At 61.3% G+C, this 22,463-nt stretch carries 19 protein-coding genes; 6 read left to right on the top strand and 13 right to left on the bottom strand.

Features of this window, described 5'->3' with window-relative positions:
* From SIAM614_RS20825 to ychF, 4 genes are all read right to left on the bottom strand, one after another.
* Positions 1–1,776 carry an SLC13 family permease gene (locus SIAM614_RS20825; RefSeq protein WP_040440746.1) on the bottom strand — a complete coding sequence of 592 codons (1,776 nt, stop codon included), beginning with the start codon at positions 1,774–1,776 and terminating at the stop codon, positions 1–3.
* Between the two features lie 246 nt (positions 1,777–2,022).
* On the bottom strand, positions 2,023–2,706 hold the full coding sequence (locus tag SIAM614_RS20820) for a fumarylacetoacetate hydrolase family protein (RefSeq protein WP_006937629.1): 684 nt from the start codon (positions 2,704–2,706) through the stop codon (positions 2,023–2,025).
* A 184-nt stretch (positions 2,707–2,890) separates the two neighbouring features.
* On the bottom strand, positions 2,891–4,168 hold the full coding sequence (locus tag SIAM614_RS20815) for an MFS transporter (protein ID WP_006937628.1): 1,278 nt from the start codon (positions 4,166–4,168) through the stop codon (positions 2,891–2,893).
* Between the two features lie 163 nt (positions 4,169–4,331).
* Positions 4,332–5,432 carry a redox-regulated ATPase YchF gene (ychF, locus tag SIAM614_RS20810; RefSeq protein ID WP_006937627.1) on the bottom strand — a complete coding sequence of 367 codons (1,101 nt, stop codon included), beginning with the start codon at positions 5,430–5,432 and terminating at the stop codon, positions 4,332–4,334.
* Positions 5,433–5,663: 231 nt separating this feature from the next.
* Between ychF and SIAM614_RS20805 the strand changes: the two genes are divergently transcribed.
* Entirely contained in the window at positions 5,664–7,358 is a 1,695-nt protein-coding gene (locus tag SIAM614_RS20805; RefSeq protein ID WP_006937626.1) for a DUF4384 domain-containing protein, read from the top strand.
* A gap of 17 nt (positions 7,359–7,375) precedes the next feature.
* Positions 7,376–7,960, top strand: coding sequence for an OmpA family protein (locus tag SIAM614_RS30745; protein WP_006937624.1), 585 nt, complete (start codon positions 7,376–7,378; stop codon positions 7,958–7,960).
* A 51-nt stretch (positions 7,961–8,011) separates the two neighbouring features.
* Here the strand turns inward: SIAM614_RS30745 and pth are convergent, their stop codons facing one another.
* The gene (pth, locus tag SIAM614_RS20795) at positions 8,012–8,815 is read right to left on the bottom strand and encodes an aminoacyl-tRNA hydrolase (protein ID WP_040440703.1); all 804 of its coding nucleotides are present in this window, start codon (positions 8,813–8,815) and stop codon (positions 8,012–8,014) included.
* Positions 8,816–8,975: 160 nt separating this feature from the next.
* A complete protein-coding gene (locus tag SIAM614_RS20790) occupies positions 8,976–9,599 on the bottom strand; it encodes a 50S ribosomal protein L25/general stress protein Ctc (protein WP_006937619.1) in 624 nt (207 codons plus the stop codon).
* Between the two features lie 346 nt (positions 9,600–9,945).
* Between SIAM614_RS20790 and SIAM614_RS20785 the strand changes: the two genes are divergently transcribed.
* Positions 9,946–10,293 (top strand): hypothetical protein, encoded by a 348-nt coding sequence (locus SIAM614_RS20785; protein WP_006937610.1) that lies wholly within the window; start codon positions 9,946–9,948, stop codon positions 10,291–10,293.
* 1 nt (position 10,294) lies between these two features.
* On the opposite strand, the gene SIAM614_RS20780 is transcribed toward SIAM614_RS20785, so the two are convergent.
* Together SIAM614_RS20780 and SIAM614_RS20775 are read right to left on the bottom strand one after the other, a co-directional pair.
* The gene (locus tag SIAM614_RS20780) at positions 10,295–10,981 is read right to left on the bottom strand and encodes an MOSC domain-containing protein (protein WP_006937608.1); all 687 of its coding nucleotides are present in this window, start codon (positions 10,979–10,981) and stop codon (positions 10,295–10,297) included.
* Positions 10,978–11,544: a MarR family winged helix-turn-helix transcriptional regulator gene (locus SIAM614_RS20775; RefSeq protein ID WP_006937607.1), complete on the bottom strand. Its 567-nt coding sequence runs from the start codon at positions 11,542–11,544 to the stop codon at positions 10,978–10,980. Before SIAM614_RS20775 ends, SIAM614_RS20780 begins: the two co-directional genes overlap by 4 nt.
* Positions 11,545–11,631: 87 nt before the next feature.
* On the opposite strand from SIAM614_RS20775, the gene SIAM614_RS20770 reads away from it, so the two are divergent.
* On the top strand, positions 11,632–12,402 hold the full coding sequence (locus SIAM614_RS20770) for a hypothetical protein (RefSeq protein ID WP_006937606.1): 771 nt from the start codon (positions 11,632–11,634) through the stop codon (positions 12,400–12,402).
* Between the two features lie 832 nt (positions 12,403–13,234).
* Here the strand turns inward: SIAM614_RS20770 and SIAM614_RS20765 are convergent.
* The 5 genes from SIAM614_RS20765 to SIAM614_RS20745 all read right to left on the bottom strand — a co-directional run bounded on the left by SIAM614_RS20765 (position 13,235) and on the right by SIAM614_RS20745 (position 19,206).
* The gene (locus SIAM614_RS20765; RefSeq protein WP_006937605.1) at positions 13,235–14,527 is read right to left on the bottom strand and encodes an amidohydrolase family protein; all 1,293 of its coding nucleotides are present in this window, start codon (positions 14,525–14,527) and stop codon (positions 13,235–13,237) included.
* Positions 14,528–14,536: 9 nt separating this feature from the next.
* A complete protein-coding gene (locus SIAM614_RS20760) occupies positions 14,537–15,481 on the bottom strand; it encodes an ABC transporter permease (protein ID WP_006937604.1) in 945 nt (314 codons plus the stop codon).
* The gene (locus tag SIAM614_RS20755) at positions 15,478–16,560 is read right to left on the bottom strand and encodes an ABC transporter permease (RefSeq protein WP_040440702.1); all 1,083 of its coding nucleotides are present in this window, start codon (positions 16,558–16,560) and stop codon (positions 15,478–15,480) included. The genes SIAM614_RS20760 and SIAM614_RS20755 overlap by 4 nt, the downstream gene beginning before the upstream one ends.
* The gene (locus tag SIAM614_RS20750) at positions 16,557–18,104 is read right to left on the bottom strand and encodes an ABC transporter ATP-binding protein (protein WP_006937602.1); all 1,548 of its coding nucleotides are present in this window, start codon (positions 18,102–18,104) and stop codon (positions 16,557–16,559) included. The genes SIAM614_RS20755 and SIAM614_RS20750 overlap by 4 nt, the downstream gene beginning before the upstream one ends.
* Positions 18,105–18,198: 94 nt before the next feature.
* The gene (locus SIAM614_RS20745; RefSeq protein WP_040440701.1) at positions 18,199–19,206 is read right to left on the bottom strand and encodes a BMP family protein; all 1,008 of its coding nucleotides are present in this window, start codon (positions 19,204–19,206) and stop codon (positions 18,199–18,201) included.
* Positions 19,207–19,621: 415 nt separating this feature from the next.
* On the opposite strand from SIAM614_RS20745, the gene SIAM614_RS20740 reads away from it, so the two are divergent.
* A complete protein-coding gene (locus SIAM614_RS20740; protein ID WP_040440740.1) occupies positions 19,622–20,191 on the top strand; it encodes a PDC sensor domain-containing protein in 570 nt (189 codons plus the stop codon).
* A 94-nt stretch (positions 20,192–20,285) separates the two neighbouring features.
* Positions 20,286–22,412, top strand: coding sequence for a methyl-accepting chemotaxis protein (locus SIAM614_RS20735; RefSeq protein WP_157139991.1), 2,127 nt, complete (start codon positions 20,286–20,288; stop codon positions 22,410–22,412).
* Positions 22,413–22,463 lie beyond the last annotated feature (51 nt).

Genomic DNA, 22,463 nt, shown 5'->3' with positions numbered 1-22,463 from the left:
TCAAAGCGGCCAGAACACCAGGATGGCCGGGATGCTGACCGCCAGTACAAGCAGTTCCAGCGGCAGGCCCATTCGCCAGTAATCGCCGAACCGATAGCCGCCCGGTCCCATGATGATGGTATTGTTCTTGTGGCCGATCGGCGTCAGGAAAGCACAGGACGATGCGACGGCCACCGCCATCAGGAAGGGATCGGAGTTCACGTCGAGCGAGTTGGCGATCTGAACAGAGATCGGCGCCGCGATCAGGCAGGTCGCGACGTTGTTCAGAAAGTCCGAAAGGGTCATCGTCACCACCATCAGGATGGCGAGGGTGACCCAGGCAGGGGCCGTTGACGTGAGGGCGAGAATTCCATCGGCGATAAGCTGCGCGTTGCCGGCCTCCTCGAAAGCCTGGCCGAGCGGGATCAGCGAGCCGAGCAGCACGATCACCTTCCACTCAACGGACTGGTAAACCTCCGCCCCGCTGATCAGGCCCGCAGCGGCATAGAAAATGACGCAAGCCGCCAGCGCGACCGGCAGATAGGCGAGCCCGGCAACGGCAGCGGCAATCGCAACGGCAAAGCCGGCAATCGCCAGCCACGCCTTGTTGCGCTGGATGACACCGGTCTTGCGCCCTTCAAGCGGCAGGACGCCAAGCCATGTAAAGGCATTTTCGAGCCGTTCCGGGGTGCCCAGCAGCAGAAGCACGTCACCCGGGCGTATCTGTTCGTGTCGGACGCGCTTTTGCACGCGGCGGCCCTGCCTGGAAATACCGAGCAACGTGACGCCGTGGCCATAGAGGAGACGCATGTCGAAACTGGACCGGCCGATGATACGGGCGTTGTCCGGTGCGATGGCCTCGACCAGCGACAGGGCGTCACTGTTGAGGCCGCCCTTGTGCTGTTCCGAGCCTGCGAATTCCAGTTTGGCAGCGCCCATGAAAGCCTCGATGGCCTTGGGATCGCCTTCAACGAACAGATAGTCACCGGACTTGATCGCTTCGCGGCGGGCAAAGCCGCGCACGCGCCGGCCGTTGCGGATAAGGCCGATGATGGCGACATCCTTCTCGTCGGCGACAGGGTAGAGGTCGCCAACAATCAGTGGCTTTTCTTCCGAAATCTCCCCGACCTTCAGTTCCGCCACATAGAGGCTTTCGGCAAATTCTTCTTCATTCGGCTTGTCGCGGAAATGGCGCGGCAGCAGGCGCCAGCCGAACAGGGTGACAAAGGCAATGCCGGTGACCGCGACCACGAGGCCGACGGGTGCAAAGTCGAACATGGAAAAGGGCGCACCGAACGCGTCCGAGCGGTATTGCGCGATGACGATGTTCGGCGGGGTGCCGATCAGGGTGATCATGCCGCCGAGAATGGTCGCAAAAGACAGCGGCATAAGAGAGAGGCCGGGAGACCGTTCCGCTTTCTTGGCTGCCTCCATATCGAGCGGCATGAGCAATGCCAGCGCGGCGACGTTGTTGATGATCGCCGACAGGCTGGCGCCGACCACGGCCATGAGGCCGATGTGGCGGGACAGGCCCCTCGATGCGGAGATCACGAAGCGTGCAATCAGTTCCACGGCGCCCGAGTTCGTCAGTCCGCGCGAGACGATCAGCACGAGGGCAATGATCATGACGGCGGAATGGCCGAAGCCGGAAAAGATTTCTTCGGACGGGATCAACCCCAGAAATGCGCCCAGGATAAGCGCACCGAAGGCAACAAGGTCGAAGCGGATGCGGCCCCAGACCAGCAAGGCGAAAACTGCGCCGAAGAGGACGAACAGGGCAATCTGGTCAAATGTCACGAACAGGCTCCGGCAAAGACTTGCAAATGCGGGTTCGACCTGAACATGGCCGCCCTGCAATCTCAAGACCGCTTAAAGGACTTGGGCCCAGTTTCCTTCGGCATTCCGGCAGTGGTGCTGGAGACCTTTTTTGCGGGAGTAACCGGGACCACAGCTTCTAAACACGGGAGGATGCCAAAAGGTTCCGCGGCATTCGGGATGCAGGATGAGCGCCGGCAGAAAGGACGATCAGGCCGGTCAGATCGCTCAGGCGACCTTGACGGTCAGTTCCGGCAGACCGTCAATCGTCGCCACCAGAAGATCGCCGCGCTCGACGGCGCCGACCCCTGCCGGAGTTCCTGTCAGGATGACGTCACCCGCGCCAAGTTGGAACAGCTCGGACAGCTTGGCGATGACTTCGGGGATTTTCCAGATCAACTGATTGAGGTCGCCTTCCTGCCGGACTTCGCCATTGACGGTCAGGGCAATTCGGCCCTGGTCGAGGAACCCGCTGTCTGCCACCGGCATAATGGGGCCGATGGGGGCGGAGCGTTCAAACGCCTTGGCGGCTTCCCACGGGCGGCCGGCTTTCTTGGCTTCCGCCTGCAAATCGCGGCGGGTCATGTCGAGGGCGACCGCGTAGCCGTAGACATGTTCCAGCGCACTGGCGGCCGGAATGTCGCGCGTGCCGGATTTCAGAACGACCGCGAGTTCGACTTCGTGATGCACATCGCTGGACAGGGGCGGATAGGGAAATTCGCCAGACGGGTCGAGGTTGTCCGGGTTCTTTTGAAAGAAGAATGGTGCTTCCCTGTCGGGATCGTGGCCCATCTCCACGGCATGGGCCGCATAGTTCCGCCCGACGCAGTAAACCCTGCGGACAGGAAATCCGTTCTGGCTTTCGCTGATGGGCAGGATGGTCGGCAAGGGAGCCGGAAACACGGTCGACATTGCTGAAACTTTCGAGGGTTGACGAAAACCTGCTTGTACAGGGTTCGGGAGCAACCTGTCGAGCGGGAGCTGCAAGACCGGCCTTCTCGCCGCCGGTCCCCCTGTTTTTTCTGGTGCTTCGATGGCAACACGTCTACCCCGAGGATGGCCCTCAGGCCTTGAGCTGTTTGGGCGCGGTTGCCAGCTAAGCTTCCTGACCGTTGTTTGTGTCGTTCGAGGGCATGAACCAGATCACCACGAAGGCAAGCAGTCCGGCAGCGATCATGTAGAACGCCGGAGCAAGCTGCAGGTGGGTCTTGTCGATCAGATAAGTGGCAACAAGCGGCGCGGTGCCGCCAAAGAGGGCCAGCGGGATGTTGTAGCCGATGGAATAGCCTGTCACGCGTACGGACACGGGGAACTGGCCGACCATGGCGGCCATGAGCGGGGCAAAAAAGGTAGACAGAATGACGGCCATGCCAAGCTGGCCGAGAACCACCATGACGGGATCCGGATGATGCACCAGCCAGAACATCGGAAGGGCGAAGACTGCAACACCGCCTGAGCCAACCAGCAGTACGGTTCTTCGGTCGATCTTGTCGGCCAGATAGCCGACAAGCGGCAGCAGCAGCATGAAGACGACCATGACGCTGGTGTTGATCGTCAGGGCCTGGCTTTCGGTGAACTTGACGTAGTCGACCAGGTAGGAGGTGAGATAGACGAAGGTCAGGTAGAAGCCGACACCGTTGAGGACGTTGCAGGCAATGGTTCGCAGCAGGGCAGGCCGGTGATTGCGAAGCACTTCGCCCACCGGAGCACTGACGGGATCGTGCGGGGACGGGGGCTGGTCCCTTTCTTCCGCCTTGTTGCCGCTGCGGATCATGAAACCGGTGAGGCCGACCAGCAGGCCGAAGCCGAAGGGAATGCGCCATCCCCAGCTTCCCAGGTCGTCCGCCGGCAGCAGGCCTGTCGCCAGTGCCGCCACGCCGGATCCGAGCAGAATGCCGAAGGTTGCCCCGACCAGGGCCCAGGAAACGGTGAAACACCGGCGCTGAGGCGGGGCGATTTCGTAGAGATAGACCGTCGATCCGGTGTATTCGCCGCCGACGGAAAGCCCCTGCAGCAGCCGGAGCAGCGTCAGGAGCACGGGCGCGGCAACACCAATCTGGTCATAGGTTGGCAAGAAGGCGATCAGCGTCGTTGGAATGGCCATCAGGGCGACGGACAACAGAAGAGCCCGGCTGCGGCCTGTCTTGTCGGCAATATGGCCGAGAAGCAGACTGCCGATGGGACGCATCAGGAAGCCTGCCGCAAAGACACCAAAGGTGCTGATCAGGCTGACGGTCGGATCGTCACTTGGGAAAAACTGTTGCGCAAGGATGGGGGCGAGATAGCCGTAGACGGCAAAATCGTACCATTCTAGCGTATTCCCCACCGTTCCGGCAATAATCTTGCGGATTCTGGTGTCGCTTCGTCCCGCCATATTGGCCCCTCCTGCAGGTCGAATTCCCGTTTGACCGGGTAAACCTAGAGGGCATGTCTTTAACTTCCGTTGCGATTCCGCGGCGGAAAGTGATGGCTGGGGCAGGTGGGAAGTTGGCGTGGGATCGCGCAGGCAGCTTCACGCTGCCTGCGCGCTGTGTTCGTCAGGTGTTGAACTTGAACAGCAGAACGTCGCCATCCTTGACGACATATTCCTTGCCTTCGTCGCGGGCCTTGCCGGCTTCCTTGGCTGCGGTTTCGCCGCCAAGGCCGACGTAATCGTCATAGGCGATGGTCTGCGCCCGGATGAAGCCGCGTTCGAAATCCGTATGGATGACGCCGGCAGCGCCCGGAGCCTTGGTGCCTTCGGTAATGGTCCAGGCGCGGGTTTCCTTCGGGCCTGCGGTGAAATAGGTGATCAGACCCAGCAGGCCGTAGCCTGCGCGGATCAGCCGGTCGAGGCCCGGTTCTTCAAGGCCGATGGTCTCCAGGAATTCTTCCTGCTCTTCCTTGTCGAGCTGGGAGATTTCGGCCTCGATGGCTGCGGAAATGACAACAGCGGCAGCGCCTTCCGCCTTCGCCTTTTCGGCGACCTTGGCGGAAAGGGCATTGCCTTCTCCCGCAGAGGCTTCATCGACGTTGCAGACGTAGAGCACCGGCTTTGCTGTGAGCAGGTTCAGGCCCTTGAGGATCTTTTCCTCATCCGGACCGGAGACTTCCAGTACACGGGCCGGTTTGCCGTCCTGCAGGAGCGCAAGCGCGGCTTCCATCACCGGCAGAACCGCCTTGGCTTCCTTGTCGCCGCCGGTGGCTTTCTTCTTCAGCGGTGCGATGCGGCGCTCAAGGCTTTCCATGTCGGCGACCATGAGTTCGGTTTCGACCGTTTCCGCATCGGCGATCGGGTCGACGGTGCCTTCCACATGGGTGATGTCATCGTCTTCAAAGCAGCGCAGCACGTGGGCGATGGCGTCGACTTCACGGATGTTGGCCAGAAACTGGTTGCCGAGGCCTTCCCCCTTGGACGCGCCGCGCACGAGACCGGCAATGTCGACAAAGGTGATGCGCGTCGGAATGACTTCCTTGGATCCGGCAACCTTGCGGATTTCATAAAGGCGCGGATCGGGAACGGCCACTTCGCCCGTGTTCGGTTCGATGGTGCAGAACGGATAGTTGGCAGCCTGTGCCGCCGCCGTCTTGGTGAGCGCGTTGAAGAGTGTGGACTTGCCGACATTCGGCAGTCCGACAATGCCGCACTGGAAACCCATGGGAGTTCGCTTTCGGTTGGTCTTGAGACTTTGCAGCGCTAAATGCCCGAGCCGGGTCACGAGGTCAAGGCTTTGGCGGGGGACAGGGGGTTGTTTGTCAAGAGCGTGTCAGGATGAAGCGCCAAAAGGAGAGTGCCTGGCGATGTAATCGGGCTGAAAGCTTCCCTCCGGTTGTTTATCGGCTATAGTCGGCCTGTTGTTTTGGGCGATTGTTTTGGGAATTGTGATGCGATGATATTCAGTCGCAAGAAACACGGCTTTTTGCCGGGATTATCTGGCCCCCTGTTTGCCGCTCTGGCAGCACTGACTGTCAGTGCCACTGTCCTGCAGTCGGGGCCGGCGGCGGCTCAAGGCTTCAATCCGAGTGACCTGACAGGCCTACTCGGCGATACACCCATCGATCCGGCGCTGCTGGACGGGGTCGGGCAGGTGGGCGTTACGCGGGCCTATATTCCCGATGCCATCGACCTGTCGCCGATGATGCCGCCACCCTTGCTGCAGACATATGGAAGCTGCGTTTCCTATGCCATCGGCTACGCCATGCGCGGCTATTACGCCGCGCTGGAAAACAACGTCGAACCGGGCAGCCGCACCTTTACGCCCAGTCCGGCGTTTCTCCATTCGCAGATCCGCAACCGGAACGAAGCCTGCGAAACCGCCGGAAGCCATGCGCTTCTGGCCATGGCCTACTTCAAGGGCAACGGCTCTCCCGATCAGGACGACATCCCGGACGCCGCCATGTGCTCGGAACGGGTGGAATATGCAACGACCGCCCCTGACAGGTTCCGGATACGCGACTTCATGTTCGTTTTCGACAAGGGCCGTCAGCGCCGCAACGCGACGGACAGGGACCTGGACGCCATCAAGCAGCAGCTTGCGGCAGGCAATCCCGTCGCAACCGGGTTTCTGATGGTCGGGGTGGTGCCGTCCGCACAGACGCCGGACGGCGTGACACTGCAATACCTGAAGTCGGGCGAGATCTACCAGGGATCGCTCGGGCGCCACAGCGGGGCGGCCGGAGGGCATCAAATGGTGTTCGTCGGCTACGACGAGCGCCGGCAGGCCTTTCTCGTCCAGAACTCCTGGGGTCCTTACTGGTCGGGCGACGGCTATGGCTGGATCAGCTACGAGGCAACGAAAGCCGACATGCATAATGCGTCTGTCATGCGCACGGCCATCGTGCCGCCACGGCCCGTGCCGGGGATGAGCAGGACCGACCGCGACAACGTGGTGGCCATTGCAGGGGATAGCTGCAGCAGCCTTTATGTCAGCGAAGACACGCCGGACGGCACGCCGCTGCTGGCCGGGTTCGTGAGTACGCAGGAAGCGCTTCGGAAACTGGAAGCGGAGTTTCCACCCGAGCAGTTGCGGAAGGTCGATGTCAGGCCCTGGCCTGTGTGCGAGGCGTTGAAGACCCTTGCCAGGCCCTTGGCGGAACCCTCGCGTCCCCGCATACGCCTTTTGGGAGGCAGTGCGGATCTGCGCTATGGCGACTCGCTGGCGTTCGAGGTGACCGCACCGGACTTCGCCTCGTTTCTCTATATCGTCTATCTGCAGGCGGACGGCACAGTGGTGAACCTCTTGCCGCGCCGTGGACCCGTGCGCCAGCAGGTTCAGTTCGGTGACCGGTTCGTCTTTGGTGATGGGCGGCAGGGGCGCCAGAAGTTCACGGTGCAGCCGCCGGCCGGGTCTGAAGCCATCATCGTGATTGCAGCCCGCAGCCCCATCATCCAGCTCGAAGAGCTGGAAAATGGCGGCTCAGGGCAGTTCTCCATGCCGGTGAGTGCTGAGGGCAGCGCCGGTACCGCAGACGACAGATATTTCCTGACGGCGTTGCGGGCCGGGCTGGCGGACCGGCCGGATGAAATGAGCCTGCCGCGCGAGATATCGGCGGCCGTCCTTCACATCACGATCCGGGAACAGTGACACTCAAAGGTTTCGATATGCGATTTCTTGCTGAATTTGCGACTGCCCGCCTGACCCTGGCAACCGTTCTGGCCCTGATGGTGGGACTGATGCTGCCCGTCGGTGTTTCCGCCCAGACCGTTACGCCGGATCAGATCATCAAGGCGCTTTTGCCAGACGGCGGGGCGCCGAAATCCCGGTCCATGCGCAAGCAGGAGCCGCATCCGTTTCGCGGGATCAGCATCGAAGGTCAATTGCCGCCGGAGGTCGTGCTGCCGCGCATCAATCTGACGGTCAACTTCGAGTTCGATTCCGCCTCGCTGACCAACGACGGCATTCTGACGTTGCAGGCGCTCGGCCAGGCCTTGCAGGATCCGCGCCTGAAAAACATGCGCTTCCAGATCGCCGGGCACACGGATCTGCGCGGAACGGCGGACTACAATCTGGACCTGTCGAAACGAAGGGCTTTCATGGTGGCGGAGTTTCTGGCGGCTTTCTACACGATCCCGCGCGGACAGCTCGTGCCCGTAGGCTATGGCGAGAGCCGGCCCGTCGACCCGGGCAATCCGTCGAGCGGCCGTAACAGGCGAGTGGAGATCATCAATGTTCAGCCGCTGTCTTGACCGCCAAAGGCGGGCAGCCCGGTTGCGATGGTGTTCTTGGAGGAACCGACCTCAGTCGCCGCCGCCGAGCAGTTTCTTCAGCATGTCGGCCATTGGGCCCGACTTTGGCAGGTTGACCTGCTTGCCTTGCCGCGCCTGGCGGATGTGGCTCTGGCCCTTGGGTTTGGCGGGCGCGGAGGTGCTGTCTTTTGAGGCAGTGGCCTTGGCGGCTCCGGGCGTGCCGTCCCCTGTCTTGCCGTCCTGGGTCTTGCCGTCCTGGGTTTTGCCCTTGCGCTGTGCCTTTTCCGGCTCCAGAGCGAGGGTCAGTTTGTTGGCGAACTGGCTGTCCTTGCCTTCGGCCAGCAGTCCGGCCTGATCGGCGACTTCCATCAGAAGCGGCTCGAGCCAGTCCCGGTCGGCCTTGGCAAAATCGCCCAGCACATAGTTCGACACCAGCTTCTTGTCGCCCGGGTGGCCAATGCCAAGGCGCAGGCGGCGGTAGCTTTCGCCGATATGGGCGGTGATCGATCTGAGGCCATTGTGGCCACCATGACCGCCGCCGACTTTCATGCGGAATTTCGCAGGCGGCAGATCGAGTTCGTCATAGATGACGACAATGTCTTCCGGCTCGATCTTGTAAAAGCGCATGGCTTCACCGACGGAGCGGCCGGATTCGTTCATGTAGGTACTGGGTTTCAGCAGCAGCACCTTTTCCGAACCGAGACGGCCTTCGGACACCTGTCCCTGAAAGCGGGCTTTCCAGGGCTGGAAGCCGGAATGGCGGCGATGGATTTCATCGACGGCCATGAAACCGATGTTGTGCCGGTTGCCTTCGTATCTGGCGCCCGGATTGCCCAGGCCGACGATCAATTTCATGGTGCGCCTTTCAAGGTACAGCAACCTGCATGAAGCGGACTGCAGGCCGGCTGGCTAATCCTGAAACGAAAAAGCAGCCGATTGCGGCTGCTCTGCAAGTTTCCCCGCGGGGGGAAGGGAGGCGGAGACCGCCTCCCGATTTTTAAAGCAAGGCTTCAGCTTATTCAGCTTCGCCTTCACCTGCTTCTTCATCAGCTTCGTCGTCGGTCTCTTTCATACCGGCCGGAGCAGCGATCGTGGCGATGGTGAAATCGCGATCGGTGATGGTCGGCTGGCAGCCTTCCGGCAGTTTGACTGCGGAAATGTGCAGGCTGTCGCCCGGCTGTGCCTTGGCCAGGTCGATTTCGAGAGCTTCCGGAATGTTGTCGGCCGGAACGTTCATTTCGACGGTGTGGCGAACGATGTTCAGGACGCCGCCCTTCTTGATGCCCGGGCAGGTTTCTTCGTTCAGGAAGTGCACCGGAACTTCAACGGTCAGCGTGGAGCCCTTGGAGACGCGCAGGAAGTCGACGTGCATGACGTCGTCGCGCACCGGGTGCAGCTGAAAATCCTTGGCAATAACCTGGTGCTTTTCGCCGTCGACATCGATCATGCCGATGTGCGTCAGGAAACCGCCCTTGTGCAGGGTAATGGTGGTTTCTTTCACCGGAATGGTGATCGGCAGTGCCGGTTTCTTGTCGCCGTAGATTACGGCGGGGAGAAGGCCTTCGCGACGCAGTGCCCGTGCGGCCCCCTTGCCCACCCGGTTCCGTGCCGACGCCTTCAGCTCATAGCTGGCAGCCATGGCAAAACTCCTTCGAGTGTATAGGTAACGGACCGGCGAACCACCGTGCCAGAAGACTCATGTTGTCCGGGATCGGTCCAGAAGCGCCTCCTCCAGGGGTGCAGGCGCGTGCGCGGATATACCCAAAGCGCAAGGAAAGTGCAAGTCCACAGTCGCTCGTTTGTCGCAGGGAACCGCGGAAATTTCAAGCTGACGACTTGCAACCCTGTCTCTCACGCAAAGTTGCTGAACCTTTTGGTTGATTGTCTGGCTGTTCCAGCGGACGCTGCAGGTCGCGTCCGGAATGTCATTCCGAGCCTGAAACAGCCCTTTTCCTGCCGACCTCAAGCCGAGAAGAACCGACGTCATGGCCATTGATGAAGACCTCAACGACCGCTTGCGCGAGGCGCTCGGCTATAGGGCAGGCGTCAGCGAAAAACGGATGATGGGCGCCATGTGCTTTCTGCTGCATGGCCATATGATCGCGGGGGCGGACCGCACCCGGGACGGAGAGCGGCGGTTCATCTTCCGCATTGGCAAGCCCAACCATACCACCGGCCTGGCACTGCCTGGCGCCGAGCCGATGGTGCAGGGGGAGCGCACGTTAAGCGGCCTGTTCTTCGTCGGCGAGGACGATTGCACGGACGAATTGCTTCAAACCTGGCTGGATCTGGCCATCACCAATGCGTTGACTTTGCCTCCTAAAGGCGCCTGACCTATCCGTTGAGCCTTTTCGATGTATCTTCGCGAAACGCCGGATCGGCTTTCTTGGCGAAGGAGACACGCCAGGGTTCGGCCAGTTCCTGAAGTTCCGACAAGGCCTTTGCCACGGCCGGGTCAAGCCGCGGATTGAACCGTGCCAGGATCACCTCGCGCAGGTTCCAGTCCGGGCAAGGGCGTTCGACCAGCGTCAATTCATCGCCGGCCTGGAAGGACCCTTCCTGCAGCACCCGGAAATACCAGCCGGTGCGGCCCGTTTTCTGGAAATGGGCTGCCTGGGCCGGGTTGCCCGTGTGCATGTTCAGCTTCCAGCAGGGCTGGCGGCCCTGGGAAATCTGCAGGCGGACGGTACCGGCTGACAGGATGTCGCCAATGCAAAGGTCTTCCTCGGTAAAGCCTTCGGAAGCGATGTTCTCGCCGAAGCCGCCGGGCTTGTAGATCTCCGCCATCTGCGGAAAGGCGTCACGCCAATGGGCGTAATGCTCCGATGGATAGATATGAAGTGCCTTCTCCGGTCCGCCATGAACGGAGAGGTCCGCCTGCTGGTCGCCGGTGATGCCGGTGGAGGTGACCTGCAGGACGCCGTCTGCGCGGCTTTTTCGAATCGCCGACGGTTCCTTGCCGTCCCAACGGTGTTCGGGTTCTCCGGTAAAAAGAGAGAGAATGCGGGCTTTGGCGGTCATGGCTGAAGGCTTTCGGCTGGTGTGTGTTCGTGGCAGAGCTGCGCGGCATCTGCAGGCGAGAGGGGGACATTCAGCAGGCGGCAATGGCCACCGGTTTCCGTCACCTCATGATGACAGCAGGTGCGGCACATGCCGAACGAACGGCCGCCGCGCTGATGCAGCATCGTCAGGACAAGCGCCTTCAGCGAGGACGCCAGGGACGCGGCGACCTCCGGCGACAGGGTGTCGATGACTTTTTCCAGAGACGAGGGGCCTTCCAGCATCTCCAGGCCGGCCGGGGTGACGTCATAGCGGATGCTGCGTTTGTCTTCGTCTGAACGGGTTTCGGCGATCAGGTCCTTGCGGGCAAGCGCCTTCAGGGTTTGCGAGGCCGTGCCGCGCGTCGTTGCCAGAAAATCGGCCACATGAGAGGGCGCGCGCGAAAACCGGTTTGCCCGCGCCAGATAGCCGAGCGCGGCAAACTGCGACGGGTTCAACGGCCCGTTCCACTCCTCGGCAGCAGCAAGGCGCGTCAACCGGTCGATCAGGTCGCGGATGGTCTGTGTGTCAGTCGGAGCAAACATGATCACTATGTAGCGAGTCGAAATTAAACTTGCAATAGTTTCGACTCGCTACTAATAAGGCTGCATCCTCAAACAAGGAGAAAGCCGATGTTGAAATCCATGTCCCGTTCCCTGCTGATCGCCGGTGTTTCCGCGATTGTCCTGCCCGCCGCCGCTTTGGCAGACAGCAGTCATGCACTCCATCAGCCGGGCGCCGTCCTGTCGCCGGAAAATCAGGAGATCGATCCGAACTACGACATTCTCGCCGCCCATGTGCACCGCAAGGGGCGTGTCGTGACCTTCCATATGACGACGAAAGGAACAGCCGGTGAGACGGTGCCGGAGGCAAATGGTGCACTCGCAGGCGCACCGGTTCAGTCCTACGTCTGGCCAACGTCGCTGAAGCCGGAAACGGTCGGTTTTGAAGGGGGAAACGGGATCCTGGCGCTGGTGGCGACCAGTCATCCGGATTTCGATGACACGCCGCTTTTCGATGAAGATAGCGACGGTGATCTTTTGAACGACGGCGCGAGATGGCATTCGCACTGGGTGGTGCTGACACCGAACGAAGCCTGCGGTGCCGGCGCTCTCTCCGTGCAGGACATCCCGGACGGGGCCAACCCGAAAATGCCGGCCACCTGGCCGGGCCTGCCGATCTACATCGACAGCCCAGGATATTCGCCCGTGCTGGAGGCCGAGGAAATCACCCTCAACGTGGCCTTTGCCGATGAAAGCGCCATTGATGGCCTCTCGTATGACGGCGTCACATCGGCGCTGCGGGTGAACCAGAACGTCCACGCCCCGCTGTTGTGCGTCGTCGACGTCTTCGACGTCGCCTCCGGCGATCTCAGTCTGCCGGGCAAGGTGGCCGAGAACTGAGCAGCATCCGGAGAAAGGATGCGTTGGTGTCCTTCCCTGCAACAGCTACTCCTCCGTCATTGCCGGGCTTGACCCGGCAATCCATGCCGTGACGGGGCCTTGATCCCAAGGACGTGACTGGGGCGGGGGAACGGCATGGATGCCATGGTCGAGCCATGGCATGACGGGGGAAGGGGCTTGATGCGACGGCGACGGCAATGCCACGAATGACCCGCGTGCCATCCCTTCTCTTGCAGTCACCTTCTCCCTGCACTCAATCCTCCCCATCGTCATTGCCGGGCTTGACCCGGCAATCCATGGCGTGACCGGGCCGGTTTCCAAGGATGTGACTGAGGCGGGGGAGCGGCATGGATGCCAAGGTCGAGCCATGGCATGACGGGGGAAGGGGCTTGATGCGACGGCGACGGCAATGCCACGAATGACCCGCGTGCCATCCCTTCTCTTGCAGTCACCTTCTCCCTGCACTCAATCCTCCCCATCGTCATTGCCGGGCTTGACCCGGCAATCCATGGCGTGACCGGGCCGGTTTCCAAGGACGTGACTGAGGCGGGGGAGCGGCATGGATGCCATGGTCGGCCATGGCATGACGGGGGAAGGGGCTTAAAGCGACGTAGACGGCTGTGTCGCGAATGACTCGCGGACTATGCTTCTCTTGCTGGCGCCTTCTCCCTGCACTCAATCCTCCCCATCGTCATTGCCGGGCTTGACCCGGCAATCCATGCCGTGACGGGGCCTGATCCCAAGGACGTGACTGGGACGGGGAGCGGCATGGATGCCATGGTCGGGCCATGGCATGACGGGGCAGTGGATTTGTCTGACGCCGGAAAGACCGTCAGCCCTCGTGCGGGGCGTAGGAGGCCGGGTCGACCTGTGCCGGGCGTCCGGGGAGGGTGAGCTGGGCCTGCCGGGCGGGTGTCGTTGCGATGACATGGCCGGATTTGATGACGGCAAGACGGGTCGCCTTCAGGCGGATCGCCTCGATCGTGTCGCGGGCCTGCAACAGCACGAAGTCGGCCTTGCAGCCTTTCTCGAGGCCGTAGCCTTCCAGGTTCATGGCCTTGGCCGGGTGCGCGGTGACGCAGTCGTAGCAGTAGCGGATGGCGTCGCGGCTGGTCATCTGGGCAACGTGAAGCCCCATGGAAGCCACTTCCAGCATGTCGCCGGAGCCCATCGAGTACCAGGGGTCCATCACGCAGTCGTGGCCGAAGGCGACATTGATGCCGTAGGACCGCATTTCCGGAACACGGGTCTGGCCGCGGCGCTTGGGATAAGTGTCGTGGCGGCCCTGAAGCGTGATGTTGATCAGCGGGTTCGCAATCGCATGAACCTCTGCTTCGGCGATCAGCGGCAACAGCTTGGAGACGTAGTAATTGTCCATTGAATGCATGGACGTCAGATGCGATCCGGCAACGCGGCCCTGCAGCCCGAGGCGCTGGGTCTCATAGGCGAGCGTCTCGATATGGCGTGACATCGGATCGTCGGTCTCGTCGCAGTGCATGTCGACCATGAGCCCGCGTTCGGCCGCGATCTCGCAGAGCCGCGCGACAGACCGGGCGCCGTCGTCCATGGTGCGTTCGAAATGCGGAATGCCGCCGACAATGTCGACGCCCATGTCCAGAGCCGTCAGAAGGTTCTTCTCGGCAGTGGCAGAGCGGAAGAGCCCGTCCTGGGGGAAGGCGACCAGTTGCAGGTCAATGTAATCCTTCACCTTCTCGCGCACTTCCAGGAGGCCTTTGACGCCGGTCAGCCTGTCGTCGCAGACGTCCACATGGGTGCGGATTGCCAGCAGCCCCTGCGAGACGGCCAGGTCGCAATATCTCAGCGCCCGCTCGACAACGGCCTCTACCGTCAGGATCTCCTTCAGTTCCCCCCACAGCGCGATGCCTTCCAGCAGCGTGCCGCTGCGGTTCATGCGCGGCAGGCCGAGCGACAGCGTCGCATCCATGTGGAAGTGACTGTCGACAAATGGCGGCGACACGAGGTGCCCGCCAGCATCGATCACCTGGCCGGCATCCGCCGTGATGCCGGCTTCCACAGCCTCGATGCGGCCGTTCCGGCAGGCAATGTCGATGCCATGACGGCCGTCGGGCAGGTTGGCGTTCTTGACGAGGAGATCGAAACTCATGGGACTGTCTCAGCGTTGACCACGGAAGTAGGGCACAAGAAGAGCCCTTGGATAGTCTGCCCGGCGGGCAACGACAATCAGCGCGGCGATGGAAAGCAGATACGGCATCATCAGGAACACCTGGCCGGGAATGAAACTGCCGACTTCGGTCTGGAGACGCACCTGGAAGGCATCAAATGCCCCGAAGAGCAGAGCGCCGATCAGCGCCTTGCCGGGGCGCCAGGAGGCGAACACCGTCAGCGCGATACAGATCCAGCCACGGCCGTTGACCATGCCGAAGAAGAAGGCGTCGAAGGCTGACATGGTCAGGAATGCGCCGCCGAGCGCCATGATGGCGGAGCCCGCAACCACCGTACCGATGCGGATCGCATAGACGGAGAGCCCTTGCGATTCCACGGCAGCCGGATTGTCGCCAACCGCCTGAATTGCAAGGCCGAGCGGGGTTCGGTAGAGCACATAGGCTGTGACCGCGACCAACAGCAGGGCGAGGAAGGTCAGAGGCGTTTGCTGGAACAGGGCTGGCCCGAGGAACGGCAGGTCGCTCAGGCCTGGAATGTCGAGCGGCTTGAAGGCCTCGATCCGGGGTGGGGAAGAGACATCCGGCAGGGCGGTTCGGTAGATGAAATAACTGAGCGACGTGGCAAACAGCGTCACGCCAATACCCGAGACGTGCTGGGAAAGACCGAGCGGCACGGTCAGGATCGCGTGGATCAGCCCGAAGAAGGCGCCAGCCATCGCGGCGACCAGAACGCCGCCCCACAGACCTGCGCCGAGCCAGACCGCCATCCAGCCGGCCATGGCACCGGCCGTGAAGATGCCTTCGATGCCGAGATTGAGGACACCGGCGCGTTCGCACACAAGCGCACCGATGACGCCGAAGATCAGAGGGGTCGCGATGCGGAGCGCGGCCGCCCAGAAGTTGGCGGAGATGAGAATGTCGAGGATATCGGTCATTCTGCCGCCTCCTGGTTGGTCTGGCTGCCGACGAAGCGGATCTTGAAGCGCAGGAACAGACCGGAGACGAGCACGCACAGCAGGGCCATGGCGACGATCAGGTCTGCCAGATAGTTGGAAACGCCGGTGGCACGGGACATGGAATCGGCCCCGACGAAGATGCTGGCGATGAAGAGAGCTGCCAGAACGACGCCGGCCGGGGAAAGCCCGGCGAGCATGGCCACGACGATGCCGGAATAGCCGAAGCCGGGCGAGAGATCGGCGGTCAGATAACCTTTCAGACCGGCAACTTCTCCGACGCCCGCAAGCCCTGCCAGCGCACCGGACAGAAGACCGACGCGAATGAAGGTTGCGGTGACCGGGATGCCGGCGTGGCGGGCTGCGGCGGCATTTTCGCCGACGGCACGGATTTCGAAGCCCCAGACGGTGCGTTTCAAGAGGAAATAGACGCCAAGCGACGCGACAAGGGCGATGACAAGACCCCAGTGAATGCGCATCCGGTCCATCAGCTTGGGCAGGGCGGCTGCGTCGAGAATGGGTTCGGACTGCGGCCAGCCCATGCCCATCGGGTCCTTCATCGGGCCTTCCAGCATCATCTGCACGAAAAGCAGGATGATGAAGTTCAGCAGCAAGGTCGTGACCACTTCATCAACGCCCAGACGGGTTTTTAGAAGGGTCGGGCCAAGCATGACAAGGCCGCCGGCCAATGCTCCGGCAACAATCACTATCGGGATGAGAACGTAAGGCGGCGCGGAAATGACGCCGGTGCCGACGGCAACCGCTGCAAGAGCGCCCGCATAAAGCTGACCTTCCGCGCCGATGTTCCACAGCTTGGCACGGAAGGCGACGGCAACCGCCAGACCGGTGAGGATCAGCGGTGTCGCCCTTGTCAGCATTTCGGTGAAGGCGAACAGCGAGCCGAAGGCGCCCTTCACCATCAGGCTGTAGCCTTCGAAAACCGACAGGCCGGCAAAGGCCATGGGGATGGCGGCAAGCAGCAGGGCGGCGACGGCAGCGGCAATCGAAACACCCAGCATTCGGGAAACGGAGGAGGGGCCACGCGGCTCGAAGCGGATCACGCTGCGTCCTCCGCGTTGTGACCGGCCATTCTGAGGCCGAGAGAGCCACGGTCCAGCGTGTCGCTGGGGTCTGCTTCGGACAGATGCCCGCGGTGGATCACGGCGATCCTGTCGGAAAGGCGCATGAGTTCGTCGAGATCCTCTGAAATCAGGATGACACCGGCGCCGCGGTCGCGGGCGGCGAGCAGCCGCTTGTGAACGTCGGACGTCGCGCCGACATCGAGCCCGCGCGAGGGCTGGGCGGCGAGCACGACCTTCGGAACGGTTTCAAGGGTTCTGGCCAGCACGATCTTCTGGATATTGCCGCCGGACAGAAGCCGGGCCGGGCTGTCCTCGCTCTGACAGCGGATGTCGTAGGCCTTGATCAGATTGCGGGCCCGCTCCCGCATGGCGGAAAACCGCAGCAGGCCGAGGCGCTGGTTTTCCGGCTTGCGGATGGATTCGATCGCCAGGTTTTCCGAAACGCTCATCGCTCCGACAATGCCGTCGTGATGGCGGTCTTCGGGAATGCGGGCAAGGCCGTTGTCGATCATCGCCCTTGCGCTGGCCTGGCCGATGGCCTTGCCTTCCAGTGTCATGGATCCGTGGGTGAGCGGTTCCAGACCGGAAATGACACGGGCAAGGGTTGTCTGGCCGTTGCCGGAAACGCCGGCAATGCCGAGGATTTCACCGGATCTGAGCGTCAGGTCGACATCGCGCAGGGCGTCGCGGCCATGCCCGGCGGACGCCTTGTTCAAGACGAACAGCGGTGCGCCCGGCGAGCCGGGGGACCGCATGGTCTCGACAATGGCATGGCCCACCATCAACTCGGCCAGCTTGCGCCGGTCGCATTCGGCTGTCGGCAGATCGGCCACCTTGCGGCCGCCGCGCAGCACCGCGACCCGGTGAGAGGAGGCCAGAACTTCCGCAAGCTTGTGCGAGATGAAGATGATGCCGAGACCATCGTCCGCCAGCTTTTTCAAGGTGGCGAACAGCGTGTCGGATTCCTGGGGCGTCAGCACCGCGGTCGGTTCGTCCAGCACCAGCACCCGGGCATCGCGGTAGAGCGCTTTCAGGATCTCCACCCGCTGCTTTTCGCCGACGGAAAGCTGGGAAATGCGGGCGTCGAGCGAAACCGTCAGGCCGGATCGGGCCATCAGCTCTTCCAGCTTGCGGCGGGCGGGTGCGCGGGAGGAGGAAAGCGCGGCCAGCCGTTCCGTGCCCAGCAGGATGTTGTCGAGGGCGCTCAGGTTCTCTGCAAGCGTGAAATGCTGATGCACCATGCCGATGCCGGCCTGAAGTGCGGCATGCGGGGAGCCTGGTTCCAGTTCGCTCAGGCCGGTTCCGTCCGGCGACACCATGACCCGGCCCTCATCGGCGACGTAATGCCCGAAGAGGATGTTCATCAAGGTGGTCTTGCCGGCGCCGTTTTCGCCCAGAAGGGCAAGGATCTCGCCGCGCTTCAAGTCGAGCGATACGTCGCCATTGGCAGTCAGAGCGCCGAAGCGCTTGGTGATGCCGTCCAATCGCAGCACGACGCCAGCGTCCTGTGCCAGACCTGCCATAGGATACCCCCGGAAAGAATGAGTGCCGCGCTTTTTCCCCGCGGCAGGGAATCGCCGGCGGCCATTGTGACCGCCGGACGTGGCAGGCGAAAGCCTACATGGTGGATTTCGGTTCAGTGTCGTTCACATTGACGCGGAACAGACCGTCGAGGATTTCCTGTTCCTTGGCCTTTGCCGCCGCAACCGCGTCGGCCGGGGCAAGGCTTTCATCGACGACGAAGCTGCCGCCGCCATAGGACATGAAGCTGTAGGGACCGAAATCGGCCGGTTCAAAGCTGTCGCTGGCAACCAGCTCGATGGCCTTGTCGATGGTCGGCTCCATGTGCCACAGCGCGGAGGACAGGATCGTGCCTGGATAATCACCCGCGGTGTCGATCACGTTGCCGATGGCCAGAATGCCCTTTTCCTTGGCTGCATCCGACACGCCGAAGCGCTCGGCGTAGAGAATGTCCGCACCCTTTTCGATCATCGCGAAGGCAGCTTCCTTGGCCTTGGGCGGATCGTACCAGGAGTTGATGAAGGTCACGAGGAACTTCACGTCCGGATTGACGGCGGTCGCACCTTCCATGAAGGCATTCATCAACCGGTTCACTTCCGGAATGGCGTAGCCGCCGACCATGCCAATGACGTTCGACTTGGTGGTAGCGCCGGCGATCATGCCGGAGAGATAGCTCGGCTCGTGGATCCAGTTGTCGAAAACACCGAAGTTCGGCTGAGCCGGTCCGAAGGACGATCCCATCAGGAACGCGGTGTCCGGATATTCGGCAGCCACCTTGCGAGCGGCGCGCTCGACGGCGAAAGCTTCGCCAACCACCAGATCCATGCCCTGTTCGGCATATTCGCGCATGACGCGCTCATAGTCGGTATTGGCGACGTTTTCGGAGAAGGTGTAGGTGATCTCGCCGCGTTCCTGTGCAGCTTTCAGCGCCTTGTCGATACGGCTGACCCACTGTTGTTCGACCGGAACGGTGTAGATTGCAGCGACCTTGACCGGGTCGGCGGCATTGGCGGAAGGAATGGACAGTCCCGCCGAAACTGTGACAGCCAGGGCGGCCGTCAGCATGGCCCTGCGGGCCCTGGAAAATGGTTTGGATGTGAGCATCTGGAATCCCCTGGAAAAGACCTTGTGCAGGCTTAGATGACCACAAAATATGCGTGCTCACAAGCTGAGCAGGATTGTTGGCGGCAAATTTTTTGAACAATTGGGAAAATTTCTGGAGGCGACTCCCGTTGATCCCATTTGCCTTGGCCTGAATTGCAGCTGGGCGTTGTGGTTCGGCCCTGAATGCTATCACGTAAACACTCTACTTTCTGGCGTTTTTTGAATTCATGTTATCTCAGGTAGTAAAAATTAACCCGATTCGTGAGTAATTCCGAATATATATTGTAATAAATAACACTATAAATTTCGCAGTATTTGCTGAAAGAGGATTTCAAAGAGATTATTCAGCGCAATAAATCATATTTTAATTTCAGTACTCGATCATTCCTCTTAGTAAATTTAATGGGAGTGAATGATGAAATATCTTGTTCGAACCGCTGCAGTCTTCTTTCTGCTCACCGGCAGTGCCATCGCTAATGAATTCGAGAGCGAGCTGAAGGGCCTGGCTGCCGGAAAGATCGCTGAAATTGCCGCAGCAGCGGAAGTCGTTTCGGCGGTGAAGGAGCAAAACGGTGTTACCGGCTCCTACGATCAGCCGAAAATCGATGAACTGGACACCAAATGGCGTGAGGAAGCCGAGGCCGTTGATCAACCGATGATCGACGAAGTGCTGGACAAGCCGCTCTCCGTCTATCTTTCGAACGTTCAGGAAGCGAGCGGCGGGCTTTTCACAGAAATTTTCGTCATGGACGCCAAGGGGCTCAATGTAGGCCAGAGCGATGTCACCTCAGATTACTGGCAAGGTGACGAAGCAAAGTGGCAGGAGACATTTCTTGCCGGCAAGGGGGCCGTTCACATCAGCGAGCTGGAGCAGGACGACAGCACGCAAACACTGCAGAGCCAGGTGAGCGTTCCCGTTCTCGATCCCGACAGCGGCGCAGTCATCGGCGCAGTGACCTTTGGCGTGAACGTCGACAGCCTCTAACAGGCAAGTACCGGCTTTGACGGTGAGGTACTGGCACTAAAACTTGAGAACTGGCGGGAAGGTTGAACCTTCCCGCGTCTTCCGGGGGGAAACCTTGAAAGTATCCGTAAAGCTTCCAGCACTCGTTCTCGGTATCGCACTTCTTTGTTCTGGAGGCGTCGGTATCGCAAGTTATGTCTCCGGAGCCAACACCGTGCGCGGTCAGGCGGAGCAGCGTCTCATGGCGCTGGTCGAGAGTCGCCGGGACAGCCTGCTGGAGTTTTACCGCAGCAAGGAACTGACGATCGGCGGGCACCTCAACGGTCAGGCCCTCCGATCCGCATATAGTGATTTCAATGCCGCCTGGGCAAAATACGAAGACAAGGCGGCTGAAACCCTGACCAAGATCTACATCACCGACAACCCGCATCCGCTTGAGGAAAGGGATCAGCTCGTCAAGGCAGGCCGCAAACCCTATGACAAGGTCCATGCGAAACATCACACCTCGCTCAGGGACTATGCCGACGCCAACGACCATCCGGACATTTTGCTGATCAACCTTGCTGGCGATGTGATCTACACAGCCCGCAAGCAATCGGATTTCGGCGTCAATCTCAAGGACGAAGCCTGGTCCCAGACACCTCTGGCGAATGCCTTCGAGCGGATTGTCTCCGGCAACGAGGAGACGCTTCTGGGATTCGATCCGGTCCATTATGCCGGCAAGGACGGCGCAGCGACGGGGTTCTGGGTCGCACCGGTGAAGGTGGGGTCCAAGACGATCGGCGCGGTTGCCTACGAGACTCCGTTAAGCAAGATCGATGCCCTGCTTGGCAACTACGCCGGCCTCGGGGAGACCGGCAATATTTATCTCGTCAACGAAACCGGACTGGTCGTCAACGACAGCCAGCGCACGGCTGATACGAATGAAATGCTCAGCGACGCTTTCGCGGCACCCGAAGTGATGTCGGTGATGAGCGGCGAGGCGACCTTCGAGCGTCTGCCGGACTATAACGGCCGGGACGTATTCGCGGCGATGATGCCCATCATGGCGCTCGGCAACAATTACACGCTCGTCGTGGTTCAGGACGCTGACGAAGTCCTGGCGCCCCTGACGTCGCTAAAGTTCTGGATCTTCGGTATTTCCCTCGCCTGTGCATTCGTCGCCGGCGTGATCGGTCTTCTGATGGCAAGAAGTCTCTCCGGCCGCATTACCCGGCTGGGGGCCGTGATGAGCAGGCTCGCCGGCGGAGATACGGCCGTGGAGGTGCCGCCACAGACTGCCTCTGACGAAATCTCCGATATGGCAGAAACGGTCTCTGTCTTCCGTGAAAACGCAATTTCCCGTGCCAGGCTCGAAGCCGAGCAGCATGATTCTGCTGCTGCCCGGGAGCGGCAGGCAGAGGCAACGACCCGGCTTATTTCGGCCTTCCGATCCGAAGTTACCGGCATGCTGGATGCGGTTCACAGCAACAGCGAACAGATGAGGCTGGCCGCGGAAGAGTTGAACGGCGTTGCCGACGAGACCGCCAGCGACGCCTCGAGTGCATCGTCGACTTCGGAAGAGGCCTCCACGAACGTGCAGACGGTTGCGTCTGCTGCCGAGGAACTGTCGGCCTCCATTCAGGAAATCCGCCGACAGGTGTTGTCGACGACCGAGATCGTTCGCGATGCTTCTCAAGCAGCCGTCGAGACCAACACCAAGATCGAAGGCCTTGCCGAAGCCGCGCAGCGGATCGGGGATGTCGTGAACCTCATTTCCGCCATCGCCGAACAGACCAATCTTCTGGCGCTGAATGCGACCATTGAAGCCGCGCGGGCGGGGGAAGCGGGACGTGGATTTGCGGTCGTTGCTTCTGAAGTGAAGGAGCTGGCAACGCAGACCGCAAAGGCAACGGAAGAAATCGAGGGGCAGATTGCCGAAGTGCAGGCCGCAACGAGGGACGCCGTGTCGGCAATCGCCGGGATTACCCAAACGATGAGCCAAGTCGACGAATACACAGGATCGATCGCCTCCGCTGTCGAGCAGCAAGGTGCGGCGACCAACGAGATTTCCGGCAACGTTCAGGAAGCGGCGAAGGGCACGCAGGAGGTTGCGCGCACGGTCGAGACCATTTCTCAAAAGACGCTGGTGACGAGCTCCTCCGCGGGACAGGTGCTGTCTGCATCGACGGATGTCAACAACCATACCAATGCGCTTAGGGAAACGGTCGATCGTTTCCTGGCTGCGGTCGCAGCCGCCTGATCCAGCGCCTGGTTCAATGAAAAACGCCTGGTCTTTCGGCCGGGCGTTTTT

It is taken from the genome of Roseibium aggregatum IAM 12614 (assembly GCF_000168975.1).
GTDB classification, from domain to species: Bacteria; Pseudomonadota; Alphaproteobacteria; order Rhizobiales; family Stappiaceae; genus Roseibium; species Roseibium aggregatum.
Note: the sequence above shows the minus strand (reverse complement) of the source record. Positions and strands in the feature narration are given on the sequence as shown.

What these genes read in the sequence shown, in the direction of transcription:
- SIAM614_RS20820 (WP_006937629.1), bottom strand. Translation starts at nt 2,706, where the DNA reads ATGTCGACCGTGTTTCCGGCTCCCTTGCCGACCATCCTGCCCATCAGC.
- SIAM614_RS20815 (WP_006937628.1), bottom strand. Translation starts at nt 4,168, where the DNA reads ATGGCGGGACGAAGCGACACCAGAATCCGCAAGATTATTGCCGGAACG.
- ychF (WP_006937627.1), bottom strand. Translation starts at nt 5,432, where the DNA reads ATGGGTTTCCAGTGCGGCATTGTCGGACTGCCGAATGTCGGCAAGTCC.
- SIAM614_RS20805 (WP_006937626.1), top strand. Translation starts at nt 5,664, where the DNA reads ATGATATTCAGTCGCAAGAAACACGGCTTTTTGCCGGGATTATCTGGC.
- SIAM614_RS30745 (WP_006937624.1), top strand. Translation starts at nt 7,376, where the DNA reads ATGCGATTTCTTGCTGAATTTGCGACTGCCCGCCTGACCCTGGCAACC.
- pth (WP_040440703.1), bottom strand. Translation starts at nt 8,815, where the DNA reads ATGAAATTGATCGTCGGCCTGGGCAATCCGGGCGCCAGATACGAAGGC.
- SIAM614_RS20790 (WP_006937619.1), bottom strand. Translation starts at nt 9,599, where the DNA reads ATGGCTGCCAGCTATGAGCTGAAGGCGTCGGCACGGAACCGGGTGGGC.
- SIAM614_RS20785 (WP_006937610.1), top strand. Translation starts at nt 9,946, where the DNA reads ATGGCCATTGATGAAGACCTCAACGACCGCTTGCGCGAGGCGCTCGGC.
- SIAM614_RS20780 (WP_006937608.1), bottom strand. Translation starts at nt 10,981, where the DNA reads ATGACCGCCAAAGCCCGCATTCTCTCTCTTTTTACCGGAGAACCCGAA.
- SIAM614_RS20775 (WP_006937607.1), bottom strand. Translation starts at nt 11,544, where the DNA reads ATGTTTGCTCCGACTGACACACAGACCATCCGCGACCTGATCGACCGG.
- SIAM614_RS20770 (WP_006937606.1), top strand. Translation starts at nt 11,632, where the DNA reads ATGTTGAAATCCATGTCCCGTTCCCTGCTGATCGCCGGTGTTTCCGCG.
- SIAM614_RS20765 (WP_006937605.1), bottom strand. Translation starts at nt 14,527, where the DNA reads ATGAGTTTCGATCTCCTCGTCAAGAACGCCAACCTGCCCGACGGCCGT.
- SIAM614_RS20760 (WP_006937604.1), bottom strand. Translation starts at nt 15,481, where the DNA reads ATGACCGATATCCTCGACATTCTCATCTCCGCCAACTTCTGGGCGGCC.
- SIAM614_RS20750 (WP_006937602.1), bottom strand. Translation starts at nt 18,104, where the DNA reads ATGGCAGGTCTGGCACAGGACGCTGGCGTCGTGCTGCGATTGGACGGC.
- SIAM614_RS20745 (WP_040440701.1), bottom strand. Translation starts at nt 19,206, where the DNA reads ATGCTCACATCCAAACCATTTTCCAGGGCCCGCAGGGCCATGCTGACG.
- SIAM614_RS20740 (WP_040440740.1), top strand. Translation starts at nt 19,622, where the DNA reads ATGAAATATCTTGTTCGAACCGCTGCAGTCTTCTTTCTGCTCACCGGC.